The sequence below is a fragment of the Pseudomonas putida S13.1.2 genome (assembly GCF_000498395.2).
GTDB lineage: Bacteria > Pseudomonadota > Gammaproteobacteria > Pseudomonadales > Pseudomonadaceae > Aquipseudomonas > Aquipseudomonas putida_Q.
In genome coordinates this window covers 5234223-5248867 of sequence record NZ_CP010979.1, presented here as the reverse complement: position 1 = coordinate 5248867, position 14645 = coordinate 5234223, and the positions used below count along the sequence as shown (strand labels likewise).

The following is a 14645-nucleotide window of genomic DNA, read 5'->3' as shown; positions in this document are numbered from 1 at the left end:
CAACGCGCCCATAATGCCTGAAGCGCAGCGAAAGCTGGAGCAGGCGAGCGCTGGGAAAATGGCGCCAAAAATCCCAATTACCGCTTATCCGGCCCCGCCACTCAAGCTAAACTCGCCACAGCTTTACTGGCCTGCCCGAGCGCACAATGAACCACCCTCACGAAATCCGCCCCGACCTGGACGAAGGCATCGATCGCAAGGTCCTGGCGACATTGCGTGCGCGTTTCCTGCAGCTGAACCAGGGGCGCCTGCAACGGGCAATGGAAGGTTTGTCGACACGCCAGCAGCAAGTACTGACGCTGCTGCCGCTGCTGTTTCACGTGAACCACCCCTTGTTGCCGGGCTACGTCTCGGGCAGCACGCCTGCGGGCGTATCGGGCTACGAGCCAGGTGCCGAGCTGGTGGTCGAGGCCCAGCGCCTGGCCCGCTCGTTCACCTACAAGGCCCGCCATGGCAACCCGCCACGCCCGATCCATGGCCTGTACCTGATGGGCAGCCTGGGCTCACTGGCCCAGGCCGAGCACAGCGACATGGACCTGTGGGTGTGCCATGCGCCCGGCTTGCCCGAGCACTTGCTGGGAGAACTGCGCCGCAAGTGCCAATTGCTGGAGGACTGGGCGGCAAGCCTGGGCGCCGAGGCGCACTTCTTCCTGATCGACACGCAAGGCTTTGCCCAAGGCCAGCGCGATGGCCAACTGGGCTCCGACGACTGCGGCACCACTCAACACTACCTGCTGCTGGACGAGTTCTATCGCACTACCCTATGGCTGGCAGGGCGTACACCACTGTGGTGGCTGGTACCCGTCTACCAGGAACACAATTACCACACCTACACCCAGACCCTGCTGACCAAGCGCTTCATCCGCAGCCAGGACGCCCTCGACCTGGGCAACCTGGCGCACGTTCCGCCCGGCGAGTTCGTCGGTGCCGGCCTGTGGCAACTGTTCAAGGGCATCGATTCGCCCTACAAGTCGCTACTCAAGCTGCTGCTGACCGAGGCCTACGCCAGTGAGCACCCGGCCGTCCGCTGCCTGAGCCTGGATTACAAGCAGGCGGTGTTCGCCAACCAGCTCGACCTCGACGAGCTGGACCCGTATGTGATGGTGTACCGACGCATCGAACGTTACCTGCTGCAACGTGGCGAGCCCGCGCGCCTGGAGCTGGTGAGGCGCAGCCTGTACCTGAAGGTGAACAAAAAGCTCAGCGACCAGGGCCGCACCAATGGCTGGCAGCGCCGGCTGTTGCAACGGCTGGCAGACGAGTGGGGCTGGGACGAGCGCCAGCTGGCCCTGCTGGACAGCCGTAGCCAGTGGAAAGTGCAACAAGTCGCTGTCGAGCGCCGCGAACTGGTGGCGGAGCTGAACCATAGCTACCGCTTCCTCAGCCAGTTCGCCAGCACCCAAAACGCCAGCAGCCGCGCCGAGCAGCGCGACCTCAATGTGCTGGGCCGGCGCCTGTATGCGGCCTTTGAGCGCCGCGCCGGCAAGGTCGAGGTGATCAACCCCGGCATCGCCCCGGACCTCGCCGAAGGCACCGTGACGCTGGTCCAGGCGCCCAACCGCAAGGAACCCGGCAGCTACCACTGGGAGCTGTACAGCGGCAACCTGAGCACCCACGAGGTGGAGCACTTCAGCCCGATAAAACGCTGCCGCGAGCTGCTGGAGCTGCTGGCGTGGGCCCATCGCAACGGCGTGATCGACAGCAGCACGCGCGTGGCGCTGCACCCGGGCGCCAGCGACCTCAGTGAATTCGAGCTGTTCAACCTGATCGGTTGCCTGCAGCACAGTATTCCCCTGCCCTTGCCGATCGTCAGCGAAGTGCGCCTGCTGCAGCCCAGCGTTGCCGACGAGGTGTTGTTGCTGGTCAACGTCGCCATCGACCCGCTGCGCCATCACCGCGACCTGAACATCCTGATGACCACCGAGCGTACCGACTCGTTGAGCTACGCAGGCGTGCGCGAGAACCTGGTCCTGACCCTGGACCAGGTCACCCTGAACAGCTGGAACGAAGTGCTGGTCCAGCGCTACGACGGCGAACATGCACTGGTGCGTTGCTTGCGCGACTTCCTCAACAGCCCGGTGCTGCGCGGCCACCGACCACGGGTGCGGGTGCGCTGCTTTTGCCAGAGTCGCGCACAAGCCATCGGCCAGCGCGTGGAGGAAATTTTCGACACGGTGCAGCTGCTGCTGGACCAGGGCGCCAACCACCGTTACCTGCTAGAGGTGGCTCAGCACACCCATGTGCTGGAGCTGATGGCCGGGCACATAGGCCTGGCCACCCTGGCCGAGCACGAGGCACTGCTGGCCCACCTGGGCGAAGAGCGTAGCGCCTACAGCCCGCTGTACCTGGATACCAATGCCCTGCTGGACCATGACCTGCGCCTGGTGCTGGAACAGGGCCGCCCGGCTTGCATCCAGGTGTTCTATCGCCTGCAGGGTGGCTGGGCCGAGTTGTATGTGCTGGATGAGTACAATGCCCTGTGGCAGCAGCGCCTTCCCCTGCATGACGAAGCCCACCTGCTGCTGCCGCTGCAGCGTTTCCTGCGTTCGGTGGTGATGCGCCGTGATGCCCGGCTGCCGCTGGATACCCAGCGCGCTGCCTCGCTGGACATCCACTACGCACAACTGTTGCCTTCCGGCGCTGGCAAGGCGCGCAGCATCGAGCCGCGCCAGGCTCCGGTCGAAGGCAGCGGCCAGCCTTACTATGAGGTGCAGGCCATCATCCAGGCCGGCGTGGCGGGTGCGGCGCATGTGACGCTGTACTGCGACCAGCAAGAGTTTTCCGAGCTGGAGCATGGTGGGCAGCTGTATGCGGTGGTGGCCAGGCAGATCATCGGGCAACGGCGCGGGGCCGGACAGTACCGGTGCTACATCACCGACCTGGATTTGTCCGAGTTGCTGGATGATCGGCTGGGGGCGACGCAGGTGTACCTGAGCTACAAGCGGGTGCTGGAGCAGGCGTTGAATGAGGGGTTGGAGCAGGTGCTAAGTGAGTGATCGGGGGCTGCTTTGCAGCCCATCGCCGGCAAGCCAGCTCCCACAGGTACGGTGCCGGCCTCGGGCCTTGTGCAACCCTTGTGGGAGCTGGCTTGCCGGCGATGGGCCGCGCAGCGGCCCCCTTGCCCTTACAGGTCGTAATCGCCCGCCGCTTCTGGCTGGTACTCCACTTCCAGCAGCTTCAGCTTGAGGGTCTTGCCACCCGGTGCCGGCCAGTCGATCTGCTCGCCCACCGAAAGCCCCAGCAAAGCGCAGCCGATCGGTGCCAGGACCGAGACATTGCCTTCCGGCCCTGCGTCCTTCGGATAGACCAACGTCAGGTGGTAGTCCTTGCCGCTGGCTTCCTCACGGCAGTGCACGCGCGAGTTCATGGTCACCACGCCCGCTGGCACGTCCTCGTGACCGACCACCTGCTCGGCGCGGTCCAGCTCGTCCTGCAGGGCGAGCACACCCGGCGTACTCTCGTCGAGGCTGTCGATCAGACGCTCCAGACGCTGTACGTCCAATCGGGTGAGGATGAGGGAAGGCTTGGTGCTCATGATCCAGTCAGACTCCTTTGAACAGGCGATTTTCGTCGTGCAGATAAAGCAAAACCCCGCCCAAGGGCGGGGTTTGTGAAGGCTTTGGCGTCACCGACGCAGAAACCCGACACTACCACAGCCGGGCAAATACTCAAGCCCTTGCTATGAGTGTGGCTTAGCCTGGTCGCGCAGGGCCTGGGCCTCGCGGCAGATCTGCCGACGCCGTTCGTCATCGGCGGAACGCCACTCGCGAATGTGCTCCACATGCCGCTGGCAGCCGGTGCACACCCGCTGCTCGTCCAGCCGGCAAACGCTGATGCACGGCGATGGCACGGCGGGGCTGACGTTGCTGTAGAGCGGCTTGGGTGGCCGGGCCTGGACGCTGCTCATGTCAGATCTCGTCGAAGTCCAGCTTCTCGCCAGCCCGCTCCCAGACGATGCGCTCGAGCATCTCGCCCAACAGCTCGTCGCTCTTCTCGCACACCCACTTCTTGCTCTCTTCGTCGTAGTCGAAGTGGAAACCACCCGAACGGTCGGCCAGCCATAGCTGGCGCAGCGGTTCCTGGCGGCTGAAGATCAGCTGGGCGCCACCTTCGAACTTGACGGTGAGAACACCGGCGGAGTTCTCCATGTCCAGGTCCATGCCGCTCTCGTCGAACAGGTCTTCCAGGGCCTGTTGGGTCGCGTCGACCAGATCATGGAAACGCGCTTCACTCAAACTCATTGCAGGAACCTCGAAATTGGCTGCGTTACAGGCAAGCCGGGCAAGATACGGGCGCTTGGCGCCGAATGCAAAGATTAGCCATTGAAGGCGGTAAGAATAGCCCGCCCGGCGGACCGGCCCTTGCATAGGCAAGCCGCCGGTCGCTCGGTATACTCGGGCGCAATACTGCATTTTTCTAAGGATTTCACCCATGAAGCGCCTGATTTCCTCCTTCGCGGCGCTGGTCGCTGTTGCCTGCCTCGTTTCGGCCTGCGGCCAGAAAGGCCCGCTGTATCTGCCTGAAGACGGCGATAACGGCAAAGCGCACAAGTCGCACCAGCACCAGCCAAAAGCCAAGCCGGCCCCGGCGCCAGCGCAGCAGCCCGAGCTGCAGTCCGAGCCCGAGCAGTCGCCTGCGCAGTAAGGAAACCAGATGAACGCTTTCAACTACCGCGACGGTCAGCTGTTCGCGGAAGGGGTGGCCCTGTCGGCCGTCGCCGAACGTTTCGGCACCCCCACCTATGTGTATTCGCGCGCCCACATCGAGGCCCAGTACCGCAGCTACACCGACGCCCTGCAAGGCGCCGAGCACCTGGTGTGCTTCGCGGTCAAGGCCAACTCCAACCTTGGCGTGCTGAACGTGCTGGCGCGCCTGGGCGCAGGTTTCGACATTGTCTCCGGCGGTGAGCTGGAGCGCGTGCTGGCTGCTGGCGGGCGCGCCGACCGCGTGGTGTTCTCCGGCGTTGGCAAAACCCGCGAAGACATGCGCCGCGCCCTGGAAGTGGGCGTGCACTGCTTCAACGTCGAGTCCACCGACGAGCTGGAGCGCCTGCAAGTCGTGGCCGCCGAGATGGGCAAGGTTGCCCCGGTGTCGCTGCGGGTAAACCCGGACGTTGACGCCGGTACCCACCCGTACATCTCCACCGGCCTTAAAGAAAACAAGTTCGGCATCGCCATCGCCGACGCCGAGGCCATCTACGTGCGTGCCGCGCAGCTGCCGAACCTGGAAGTGGTCGGTGTCGACTGCCACATCGGCTCGCAGCTGACCACTGTGGAGCCGTTCCTCGATGCCCTCGACCGCCTGCTGGACCTGGTCGATCGCCTCGCCGACTGCGGCATCCACCTGCGCCACCTGGACCTGGGCGGCGGCGTTGGCGTGCGCTACCGCGACGAAGAACCCCCGCTGGTGGCCGACTACATCAAGGCTATTCGCGAGCGCGTGGGCAAGCGTGACCTGGCCCTGGTGTTCGAGCCGGGCCGCTACATCGTGGCCAACGCCGGCGTGCTGCTGACCCGCGTGGAATACCTCAAGCACACCGAACACAAGGACTTTGCCATCATCGATGCAGCGATGAACGACCTGATTCGCCCGGCCCTCTACCAGGCCTGGATGGGTGTCAGCCCGGTCGTCCCACGCGAGGGCGAAGGCCGTGCCTACGACCTGGTCGGCCCGATCTGCGAGACCGGCGACTTCCTCGGCAAGGACCGTGTGCTGAACCTGGCCGAAGGCGACCTGCTGGCCGTACAGTCGGCGGGCGCCTATGGTTTTGTCATGAGCTCCAACTACAACACCCGTGGCCGTTGCGCTGAAATCCTGGTCGACGGCGACCAGGCGTTCGAAGTTCGCCGCCGCGAGACCATCGCCGAACTGTATGCTGGCGAAAGCCTGCTGCCGGAGTAAGCCCATGCTGCTGCGTTTTACCAAGATGCATGGCCTGGGCAACGACTTCATGGTCCTCGACCTGGTCAGCCAGCACGCGCATATCCAGCCAAAGCACGCCAAGCAATGGGGTGACCGGCATACCGGCATCGGCTTCGACCAGCTGCTGATCGTCGAGGCACCGAACAACCCGGAAGTGGACTTCCGCTACCGCATCTTCAACGCCGACGGCTCTGAAGTGGAGCAATGCGGCAACGGTGCGCGCTGCTTCGCCCGTTTCGTGCTGGACAAGCGCCTGACCGCGAAAAAGCGCATCCGCGTGGAAACCAAAAGCGGCATCATCGTGCTGGACGTGCAGAACGACGGCCAGGTGAGTGTCGACATGGGCCCACCGCGGTTCATCCCTGCCGAAATCCCCTTCGTCGCTGACGCGCAGGCGCCAAACTACCCACTGGAAGTCGACGGCCAGCTGCATTCGATTGCCGCCGTGTCCATGGGTAACCCGCATGCCGTGCTGCGCGTCGACGACGTGCATACTGCCCCCGTGCATGAGCTGGGCCCGAAGATCGAAAACCACCCACGCTTCCCGCAGCGGGTGAATGCCGGCTTCCTCCAGGTCATCGACCGCCACCGCGCCAACCTGCGCGTGTGGGAACGCGGCGCGGGCGAAACCCAGGCCTGCGGCACCGGCGCTTGCGCCGCGGCCGTAGCAGCGATCAGCCAAGGCTGGATGGATTCCCCGGTGTCCCTCGACCTGCCCGGTGGCCGCCTGCACATCGAATGGGCCGGCCCCGGCAAGCCCGTGTTGATGACCGGCCCTGCCGTGCGCGTCTACGAAGGACAGGTTCGTCTCTAAGCGAGTAACCGCCATGACCGATCAGCCCAAGGTTGTACCCCAGCAGTCCGCCGAGCTCGATGCCGAAGCGGTGGTCGCCTACCTGCGCGCCCACCCCACCTTCTTCGCCGAGCACGACGAGTTGCTGATCGAACAGCACATCCCGCACCAGCGTGGCGACAGCGTGTCGCTGGTGGAACGCCAGCTCAAGCTGCTGCGCGACCGCAACATCGAGATGCGCCATCGCTTGTCGCAACTGATGGACGTGGCCCGTGACAACGACCGGCTGTTCGACAAGACTCGACGGCTGATCCTCGACCTGCTCGATGCCGGCACCCTGGAAGAAGTGGTGATGGCGGTCGAAGACAGCCTGCGCCAGGAATTCCAGGTGCCCTTCGTCAGCCTCATCCTGTTCGGCGACAACGTTGCGCCGGTCGGGCGCTGGGTCAGCAACACCGAGGCGCAACAGGCCATCGGTGCCCTGCTGGGCGGCGGCAAGACGGTCAGTGGCAACCTGCGTGAACACGAGCTGGCGTTCCTGTTCGGTGAAGAACAGCGCCGGGAGGTGGGTTCCAGCGCCGTGGCCACCCTCGAATATCAGGGGCTGCACGGGGTGCTGGCTATCGGTAGCCGCGACCCGCAACACTACAAGAGCAGCGTCGGCACCCTGTTCCTCGGCTACATCGCCGAAGTGCTCGGCCGCGTTGTACCGCGCGTTACCCAGACCCTGCGCTCGGTACGCTGATGGAACGCCAGCTGGAGGCTTATTGCGCACACCTGCGCAACGAGCGCCAGGTGTCGGAGCACACGTTGGTGGGCTACCGTCGCGATCTGGACAAGGTCATCGGCTACTGCAAGGAACACGGCATTGCCGGTTGGCAGGCGCTGCAGATCCAGCAACTGCGCCAGCTGATCGCCCGCCTGCACCACCACGGCCAGTCTTCACGCAGCCTGGCCCGGCTGCTGTCGGCGGTGCGCGGCCTGTACCGCTACCTCAACCGCGAAGGCCTGTGCCAGCACGACCCGGCCACCGGCCTGAGCGCGCCCAAGGGTGAGCGCCGGTTGCCCAAGGTGCTGGACACCGACCGCGCCCTGCAGCTGCTTGATGGCGGCGTCGACGACGACTTCATCGCCCGCCGTGACCAGGCCATTCTTGAACTGTTTTATTCGTCTGGCCTGCGCCTGTCCGAGCTGACCAACCTCGACCTCGATCACATCGACCTCGCCGCCGGCCTGGTGCAGGTGCTGGGCAAGGGTGGCAAAGCGCGTGTGCTGCCGGTTGGCCGCAAGGCCCGCGAGGCGCTGCAGGCCTGGTACCGCCTGCGCGGCATCGGCAACCCGCGTGACCGCGCGGTGTTCATCACCCGCCAGGGCAACCGCATCACGCCACGGGCTGTGCAGCAACGGGTGAAGAAGGCGGGTGAGCGCGAGCTGGGCCAGCACCTGCACCCGCACATGCTTCGCCATTCTTTCGCCAGCCATGTGCTGGAATCGTCCCAGGACCTGCGGGCGGTGCAAGAGATGCTCGGCCATGCCGACATCAGCACCACGCAGATCTACACCCACCTGGACTTCCAGCACCTGGCCGCGGTGTACGACAGCGCCCACCCTCGGGCCAAACGCAGCAAAGGCACAGACTCATGAGCATCAAGCTGATCACATTCGACCTCGACGACACCCTGTGGGACACCGCGCCGGTCATTGCCAGCGCAGAAGTCGTGCTGCGCGACTGGCTCGAAGCCAACGCCCCGATCCTGGGCGGCGTGCCGGTGGAGCACCTGTTTGCCATCCGCGAGCGCCTGGTACAGGCCGAGCCCGGCCTCAAGCACCGCATCAGCGCCCTGCGCCGACGGGTGCTGTTCCATGCCCTGGAAGAAGTCGGCTACAGCGAGAAGCAAGCGCAGGCGCTGGCCAACGAAGGCTTTGAAGTATTCCTGCATGCTCGCCACCAGGTGGAGATCTTCCCCGAGGTACAGCCGGTGCTGGAGATCCTGCGTCACCATTACATCCTGGGCGTGGTCACCAACGGCAACGCCGACGTGAGCCGGTTGGGGCTGGCGGACTACTTCCGCTTTGCCCTGTGCGCCGAGGACCTCGGCATTGGCAAGCCGGACCCGGCACCGTTCCTGGAAGCCCTGCGCCGCGGCGAGGCGGACGCCAGCACCGCCGTTCACATCGGCGACCACCCCGGCGATGACATCGCAGGCGCCCAGCGCGCCGGGCTACGGGCCGTATGGTTCAACCCCCAGGGCAAGGCCTGGACCGGTGAACAGGCACCGGATGCCGAGATCCAGCGCCTGTCGCAGCTGCCCGACGTCCTTTCGCGCTGGCGCTGACAGGGGCCGCTGTGCGGCCCTATCGCCGGCAAGCCAGCTCCCACAGGGATCGCGCAAGGCTGAGGCCCTCGGTGATCCTGTGGGAGCTTGCCGGCGATAGGGCCAGTACAGCCAGCTCCCACAGGGATCGCGCAAGGCTGAAGCCCTCGGTGATCCTGTGGGAGCTGGCTTGCCGGCGATAGGGCCAGTACAGCCAGCACAAAACTCACAGGCACAAAAAAGCCCGCAGCGACGGCGGGCTTTTTTGCGTTCAGCCACTCAGATAGGGCGGCTGCCATATTTGTTGTCCGGCTTCTTGGGCGGGTCGGCGACCACGTTGGCCTCGACTTCCTGCACCTTGCCACCGCGCGAAAGGAATTCTTCCATCGCCTTGGCCAGTGCATCACGCTCTTTCTGCTTGGCTTCCATGCTCGGCATCTCGTCTACCGAGACAGCCGCCTTGGATTTGCCCTTGGCAGCAGGTGCCGGGCTGCTGTCGTCATCGCCAGCGTCTTCAACGCCGTCGTCAGCCGCCGCTTCGAGGCCCTCATCAGCCTCGTCTTCATCGCCTACTTCGAGGTCGTCGTTTTCCAGATCGTCGTCGCTCATGTTCTACCTCATGACTTGCGAAAGCAGGTTAGTTATAGACCAGTGCAGCCGTAGACCGGCAGCCACCAGTGAAAATTCAACTGGCCGTGGGTTAGGCCACTGCCCTTGGGTCGGCGCTCCTGATGGGAGGCGGCACCCAGCAGGCCCTGCTCCTGGCAGGACCTGACAAATCCATCTAGCCCCTGCTGGCCACACGCTATTGGCAAGCCTAGCAAAGGCTGGCGAAGTGTGTGGACTACACGTCAAACACCCTTCGGCGCGCATTCTAGCGCGCCCGTGGAAAAAGCAAAGCTCCATAAACGCCCTACGACTTGTAAGTTTTTTACCTACGTCGCGAACGTGACGGATAAACCGTTTGCCAAGCGCGAAATGCTGAAATTCTGGCAAAAAAATGCCCGGCAAGCCGGGCAAGTTTTTACCGCGTCGCAGTTACAGGTTGTAGCCGCGTTCGTTGTGCTGAGCCAGGTCGAGGCCGACCGACTCTTCTTCTTCGTTGACCCGCAGGCCCATCACCACATCCAGGACCTTGAGGATCACGTAGGTGACGATGGCGGTGTAGACCACGGTGAAGATCACGCCCTTGGCCTGGATCCAGACCTGCATGCCGATGTCGGTAACGGTACCGAAGCCGCCCAGCGCCGGGGCTGCGAACACACCGGTAAGGATCGCACCGATGATGCCGCCGATGCCGTGCACGCCGAAGGCATCCAGCGAGTCGTCATAGCCGAGCCTGCGCTTGAGGGTGGTGGCGCAGAAGTAGCAGATCACACCCGAAGCCAGGCCGATCACCAGGGCGCCCATAGGGCCCACGGTGCCTGCAGCCGGGGTAATGGCAACCAGGCCGGCAACCACACCCGAAGCGATGCCCAGGGCGCTGGGTTTGCCGTGACCGATCCACTCGGCGAACATCCAGCCCAGTGCAGCAGCAGCGGTGGCGATCTGGGTGACCAGCATGGCCATGCCAGCGGTGCCGTTGGCGGCGGCGGCGGAGCCTGCGTTGAAGCCGAACCAGCCGATCCACAGCATTGCCGCGCCCATCAGGGTGTAGCCCAGGTTGTGCGGGGCCATCGGGGTGGTCGGGTAGCCCTTGCGCTTGCCCAGTACCAGGCAGCAGACCAGGCCTGCAATACCGGCGTTGATGTGCACCACGGTGCCGCCGGCGAAGTCCAGTACGCCCCAGTCCCACATCAGTGCACCGTCACCGCTCCACACCATGTGCGCGATCGGCGCATACACCAGGGTGAACCAGATGCCCATGAACACCAGCATCGCGGAGAACTTCATGCGCTCGGCGAAGGCACCCACGATCAGTGCCGGGGTGATGATGGCGAAGGTCATCTGGAAGGTGATGAATACCGCCTCAGGGAAGAGTGCAGTGGCCGACGTCAGGTTCTCGGGCGTGACGCCGCTGAGGAAGGCCTTGGAGAAGCCGCCGACGAAGGAATTGAAGTTGAGCACGCCCTTTTCCATACCGGTGGTATCGAAGGCCATGCTGTAGCCGTAGACGACCCACAGAATGCTCATCAGGCCGGTGATTGCAAAGCACTGCATCATCACCGACAGCACGTTCTTGGAACGCACCATGCCGCCATAGAACAGGGCCAGGCCCGGGATAGTCATGAACAGCACCAGCGCCGTTGCAGTCAGCATCCAGGCGGTGTCGCCGGAGTTCAGCGCTGGGGCAGCTTCCTCTGCCAGGGCAAGCCCGGGCATTACGAGGGACAATAGGGCTCCTAGCCCTGCGATCTTACGCAGAGTCATGTTGTTTTCTCCTGGGGCGTTGGGTTTGGTGAGGCGTTGTTATTGCTTAGATCGCGTCGGTATCGGTTTCGCCGGTACGGATGCGGATCGCCTGCTCCAGATTCACCACGAAAATCTTGCCGTCACCAATCTTGCCGGTGTTGGCTGCCTTGGTGATGGCTTCGATTACCCGATCAAGGTCCTTGTCATCGATGGCGACATCGATCTTCACCTTGGGCAGGAAATCGACCACATATTCAGCACCGCGATACAGCTCGGTGTGGCCCTTCTGCCGGCCGAAGCCTTTGACTTCAGTAACAGTGATGCCCTGCACGCCGATTTCCGACAGCGACTCGCGCACGTCGTCCAGCTTGAACGGCTTGATGATGGCTGTGACTAGCTTCATGAAACTCTCTCCCGATTTGGTGGACTTGCCCCAGGAAAACAAACCCGTCTCAAGTCTAAGCGCAGCGGTTGGCTTTGTAACGCGTCGTCGGCATCCGGCTCCGCGTGCGCACTGCTTGGTCACAAGGAACTGCATCAGTGCATGGCTCGTACAGGTCTTTGCAGAAACCTTGCCAGTTCCGGCAAATCACCGGAAAACAGCGAGTTATGCGAAAGGGTCGGGATTGGCCAGTCGCCAGCATGGGAAACATGCACAGTTTCGGTGCGCACCGGCAGGGCGCATTGCGCGAAAAACGTGCACCCAAACGTCCGGTTTGTGCGTGCTACACTGCCGGCCATTCTCAGTTTCATTGGACTGCCCCATGCTTGCGCCCAAAGCCCTTCTCGATGCCCTGAGCGACCAGGCCTCGCGCCTGTTCAGCAGCGATACCGCCCAGCCCCGTGCAGAACTGGAAAGCCAGTTCAAGGTGCTGATGCAAGGTGCCTTCAGCAAGCTGGACCTGGTCAGCCGTGACGAATTCGACAGCCAGATGGTCGTGCTGGCGCGCACCCGCGCTCGCCTCGAGGCGCTGGAAAAACAAGTAGCCGAGCTGGAAGCACGGATGCCCCCCGAAGCGCAGGACTAACATGCGATACACAGTGCGTTCCCATGAAAGTCAGCGCACATAATGTTTAAGGTAAAGTCACCAACGTTCAGCCCGGCGCGGTCAATGCCACGGTATCAGGCCGAGGCTCGCAGGCGTGCCGGCTCGGGTACTGCCTGTTTCGGCGGCAGCTCGCTGGGATGCAAGGTGCCGCGAAACAGGGCCGCACCACACTGGGTAACCAACGTCTTCACCCGGTTGTGTGAGTTGAGGATTTCAGCCTGGATGCCTTCAATGGCCGAATCCCCTGGCTGCAAGCTGACTGCCCGGTTGGCCCATTCGATGGCAGCAAAACGGCTCTGCTTGCGGGTGCCGCGCCCCTGCATCCAGGCCAACCCCAGTTCGGCGCTGGCGCGCCCGGCAACCCACGGGTCCGGGTGCTCGACAAGGCTCGACAGGTAGGCGACGGCCTCGGCCCGCTCTTGAGCTTCGCCAAATTGGCGCAACAGAATACCCAGGTGCAAGCGCGCACGCGCATTGGTCTGCGGATTACCCAACGCATCGACCAGCAGGCGCCTGACGGCCAGCATGGCACTTCGCTCATTCAGGTCCTCATCGCCCTCCATGCGCAGGCAGGCGAGGTTGTACTTGGCCTGCCTGCTGCCCGCCTCTACCGCACGCTGCAGCCAATGCTCAGCCGCCTCGTCATCCAGATAGTCCGCCGGGGTGTTGCCCAGGCCGCCGCTGTGCAGCTCGTACAAGCCAAGGGCAGCCCCCGGCAAGCTCAGCTCGGCACAGCGCTCATACAGGTAACAAGCCACCTCATGCCGGTTGGCAGCCCACAGCAGCCGCGCCACAGCGAGCACCTCGAAGCCTGGCGCGAGGCCCGCGCGCTGGCGCTTCACCGCCACCTGCGACCACAGCCTTGCCTGCTCGGCCGAGCGTGGCAGCCCCCACAGGCCGAAGCGATGACCGGCAGCACGCATTGCACAGGCGCCAGCATGCGTGCGGCCTTCACACAGGCGTTCGATGGCGGTGCGCAACAGTTGATGTTCATCTGCCATGCCATCGCACAGTATCAGCCCGACCAAACAGCGAAAGGGCTCGCCCATGGCTGGGATGGCACCGTGATCGGCGTTGCAGGCCAAGCTCGCGGCGAAATCGCGCATACCGCCGGCATGGTCTTGCAAGGCACTGCTACGCAGCGCGCCACGCCAAGCCAGCACGACGGCGCTTTCCCTGGGCCTTAGCGGGCGTTGCAACCAGGCATCGAACAGTTGCTGCCAACCGGCGACGGCCTGCAACTGCTCGGCATGCGGCAGCTTCAGCCGTTCTTCGACGGCCATCCAGCGCAACGCATTGCGCAGCGCTTCGTCCCATGCCTCGCACAACGGTCCATCAGCCAACAACTCCAGCGCATCGAAACTGGCACCCCAACGGGGCAGCAGGTAAACGGCGAGGGCCTGGACCGCTTCGAAACAACCTGGGCGCGCCACCAGCGCATGGCGCAACCAGTAATAGCGCGGTGCTTCGTTTTCGTGATCTGCCCGCCTGCTCAGGCATGCCGGTAACGCTTGGGGCAGCTCGGCCAGGGGCAGCAGCCCGTGCTTCACCAGTAAGGGTGCCGCGGCTTCCTGCACTTCCACATCGGCATGGGCACTGGGCCTGTACCGCGCAGGTTGCCCCTGAAACAGTTCGATCAACCAGCCAGGCTCGCGTAGATGCGCACTGACACGCAGCATGCCAATGGCCGCTGCCACGGGTTGTGCGCAGCGGTCCATTGCGCGCAACAGGTGCGCGGTCGCGGTTTCACACATTTGCTCAACGGCCAGCAAGCGTGCAGCGTTGCGTTGGCCGCCATCCTGCACCTGGCAGGCCCGGTGGAAGCAGTGCATGCCCATTACCACCTGCGGGTGGTAAGCCTTGGGGCAGGCATCAATCCAGGCTTTGAGCACTTGGCTCAGGGCCCTGTCACCCTGGTTTTCCAGGTCAACCAGCATGTGCCCTTCGATGGCCGCCAGGTAGGCCGGAAATTCGCCAGGCGCGGCTTGGCGCCATTGCGCCTCAAGGCTGTCGAAAAAGCGGGTGAGTTCAATGAATGAATTGGCCTGCACCAGTTCGCGGATGACCTGGCGCGTGCGGGTGAGCGTTTGCACGGCGCAATACCTCAAGTCCATTTGAAAGAAGACGCTGTGCCATCCCATGGCAACGGCATTTGCCGAACAACACTAAGCCATACCGGGCACCTGCGCAAAGATTATTGGATCCATTTTTTGC

At 63.8% G+C, this 14645-nt stretch carries 15 protein-coding genes; 8 read left to right on the top strand and 7 right to left on the bottom strand.

Translation table 11 applies throughout. From position 1 onward, the window contains the following. Positions 1–146: 146 nt before the first annotated feature. A complete protein-coding gene (locus tag N805_RS23170; RefSeq protein WP_019473825.1) occupies positions 147–2996 on the top strand; it encodes a class I adenylate cyclase in 2850 nt (949 codons plus the stop codon). Positions 2997–3124: 128 nt separating this feature from the next. On the opposite strand, the gene rnk is transcribed toward N805_RS23170, so the two are convergent. The 3 genes from rnk to cyaY form a co-directional block, all read right to left on the bottom strand. Next, positions 3125–3535 (bottom strand): nucleoside diphosphate kinase regulator, encoded by a 411-nt coding sequence (rnk, locus tag N805_RS23165; RefSeq protein ID WP_016502183.1) that lies wholly within the window; start codon positions 3533–3535, stop codon positions 3125–3127. Positions 3536–3679: 144 nt separating this feature from the next. Further along, complete coding sequence (locus tag N805_RS23160) at positions 3680–3907, bottom strand: DUF1289 domain-containing protein (protein ID WP_019473708.1); 228 nt, start codon at positions 3905–3907, stop codon at positions 3680–3682. Between the two features lies 1 nt (position 3908). Beyond that, positions 3909–4241 (bottom strand): iron donor protein CyaY, encoded by a 333-nt coding sequence (gene cyaY / locus N805_RS23155; RefSeq protein ID WP_019473709.1) that lies wholly within the window; start codon positions 4239–4241, stop codon positions 3909–3911. A 190-nt stretch (positions 4242–4431) separates the two neighbouring features. Here cyaY and lptM point away from each other — a divergent pair, with 190 nt between their 5' ends. From lptM to N805_RS23125, 6 genes are read left to right on the top strand one after another with little or no spacing between them, the layout of a single operon-like run. Continuing rightward, positions 4432–4644 (top strand): LPS translocon maturation chaperone LptM, encoded by a 213-nt coding sequence (gene lptM, locus N805_RS29435; RefSeq protein WP_016502186.1) that lies wholly within the window; start codon positions 4432–4434, stop codon positions 4642–4644. Between the two features lie 9 nt (positions 4645–4653). Beyond that, the gene (gene lysA / locus N805_RS23145; RefSeq protein WP_019473710.1) at positions 4654–5901 is read left to right on the top strand and encodes a diaminopimelate decarboxylase; all 1248 of its coding nucleotides are present in this window, start codon (positions 4654–4656) and stop codon (positions 5899–5901) included. Positions 5902–5905: 4 nt separating this feature from the next. After that, positions 5906–6736 carry a diaminopimelate epimerase gene (gene dapF / locus N805_RS23140; protein WP_019473711.1) on the top strand — a complete coding sequence of 277 codons (831 nt, stop codon included), beginning with the start codon at positions 5906–5908 and terminating at the stop codon, positions 6734–6736. Positions 6737–6749: 13 nt separating this feature from the next. Beyond that, positions 6750–7460, top strand: coding sequence for a DUF484 family protein (locus N805_RS23135; RefSeq protein ID WP_019473712.1), 711 nt, complete (start codon positions 6750–6752; stop codon positions 7458–7460). Continuing rightward, a complete protein-coding gene (gene xerC, locus N805_RS23130; protein ID WP_019473713.1) occupies positions 7460–8359 on the top strand; it encodes a tyrosine recombinase XerC in 900 nt (299 codons plus the stop codon). Before N805_RS23135 ends, xerC begins: the two co-directional genes overlap by 1 nt. Further along, positions 8356–9051: an HAD family hydrolase gene (locus tag N805_RS23125; RefSeq protein ID WP_019473714.1), complete on the top strand. Its 696-nt coding sequence runs from the start codon at positions 8356–8358 to the stop codon at positions 9049–9051. Before xerC ends, N805_RS23125 begins: the two co-directional genes overlap by 4 nt. A 258-nt stretch (positions 9052–9309) precedes the next feature. Here the strand turns inward: N805_RS23125 and sutA are convergent, their stop codons facing one another. From sutA to glnK, 3 genes are all read right to left on the bottom strand, one after another. Beyond that, positions 9310–9639 carry a transcriptional regulator SutA gene (gene sutA / locus N805_RS23120; RefSeq protein WP_019473552.1) on the bottom strand — a complete coding sequence of 110 codons (330 nt, stop codon included), beginning with the start codon at positions 9637–9639 and terminating at the stop codon, positions 9310–9312. A 429-nt stretch (positions 9640–10068) separates the two neighbouring features. Beyond that, complete coding sequence (locus N805_RS23115) at positions 10069–11400, bottom strand: ammonium transporter (RefSeq protein ID WP_016502193.1); 1332 nt, start codon at positions 11398–11400, stop codon at positions 10069–10071. A gap of 46 nt (positions 11401–11446) precedes the next feature. Next, positions 11447–11785: a P-II family nitrogen regulator gene (gene glnK, locus N805_RS23110; protein WP_002555808.1), complete on the bottom strand. Its 339-nt coding sequence runs from the start codon at positions 11783–11785 to the stop codon at positions 11447–11449. A 361-nt stretch (positions 11786–12146) separates the two neighbouring features. Here glnK and N805_RS23105 point away from each other — a divergent pair, with 361 nt between their 5' ends. Then, positions 12147–12410 carry an accessory factor UbiK family protein gene (locus tag N805_RS23105; RefSeq protein ID WP_026034671.1) on the top strand — a complete coding sequence of 88 codons (264 nt, stop codon included), beginning with the start codon at positions 12147–12149 and terminating at the stop codon, positions 12408–12410. A gap of 95 nt (positions 12411–12505) precedes the next feature. On the opposite strand, the gene N805_RS23100 is transcribed toward N805_RS23105, so the two are convergent. Beyond that, positions 12506–14524 (bottom strand): DUF4034 domain-containing protein, encoded by a 2019-nt coding sequence (locus tag N805_RS23100; protein ID WP_019473554.1) that lies wholly within the window; start codon positions 14522–14524, stop codon positions 12506–12508. Positions 14525–14645: the final 121 nt, after the last annotated feature.

Coding starts and splice junctions, on each gene's coding strand:
- N805_RS23160 (WP_019473708.1), bottom strand. CDS start 3,907: ATGAGCAGCGTCCAGGCCCGGCCACCCAAGCCGCTCTACAGCAACGTC.
- xerC (WP_019473713.1), top strand. CDS start 7,460: ATGGAACGCCAGCTGGAGGCTTATTGCGCACACCTGCGCAACGAGCGC.
- glnK (WP_002555808.1), bottom strand. CDS start 11,785: ATGAAGCTAGTCACAGCCATCATCAAGCCGTTCAAGCTGGACGACGTG.
- N805_RS23105 (WP_026034671.1), top strand. CDS start 12,147: ATGCTTGCGCCCAAAGCCCTTCTCGATGCCCTGAGCGACCAGGCCTCG.
- dapF (WP_019473711.1), top strand. CDS start 5,906: ATGCTGCTGCGTTTTACCAAGATGCATGGCCTGGGCAACGACTTCATG.
- N805_RS23115 (WP_016502193.1), bottom strand. CDS start 11,400: ATGACTCTGCGTAAGATCGCAGGGCTAGGAGCCCTATTGTCCCTCGTA.
- N805_RS23125 (WP_019473714.1), top strand. CDS start 8,356: ATGAGCATCAAGCTGATCACATTCGACCTCGACGACACCCTGTGGGAC.
- N805_RS23170 (WP_019473825.1), top strand. CDS start 147: ATGAACCACCCTCACGAAATCCGCCCCGACCTGGACGAAGGCATCGAT.
- lptM (WP_016502186.1), top strand. CDS start 4,432: ATGAAGCGCCTGATTTCCTCCTTCGCGGCGCTGGTCGCTGTTGCCTGC.
- rnk (WP_016502183.1), bottom strand. CDS start 3,535: ATGAGCACCAAGCCTTCCCTCATCCTCACCCGATTGGACGTACAGCGT.
- sutA (WP_019473552.1), bottom strand. CDS start 9,639: ATGAGCGACGACGATCTGGAAAACGACGACCTCGAAGTAGGCGATGAA.
- N805_RS23135 (WP_019473712.1), top strand. CDS start 6,750: ATGACCGATCAGCCCAAGGTTGTACCCCAGCAGTCCGCCGAGCTCGAT.
- cyaY (WP_019473709.1), bottom strand. CDS start 4,241: ATGAGTTTGAGTGAAGCGCGTTTCCATGATCTGGTCGACGCGACCCAA.
- lysA (WP_019473710.1), top strand. CDS start 4,654: ATGAACGCTTTCAACTACCGCGACGGTCAGCTGTTCGCGGAAGGGGTG.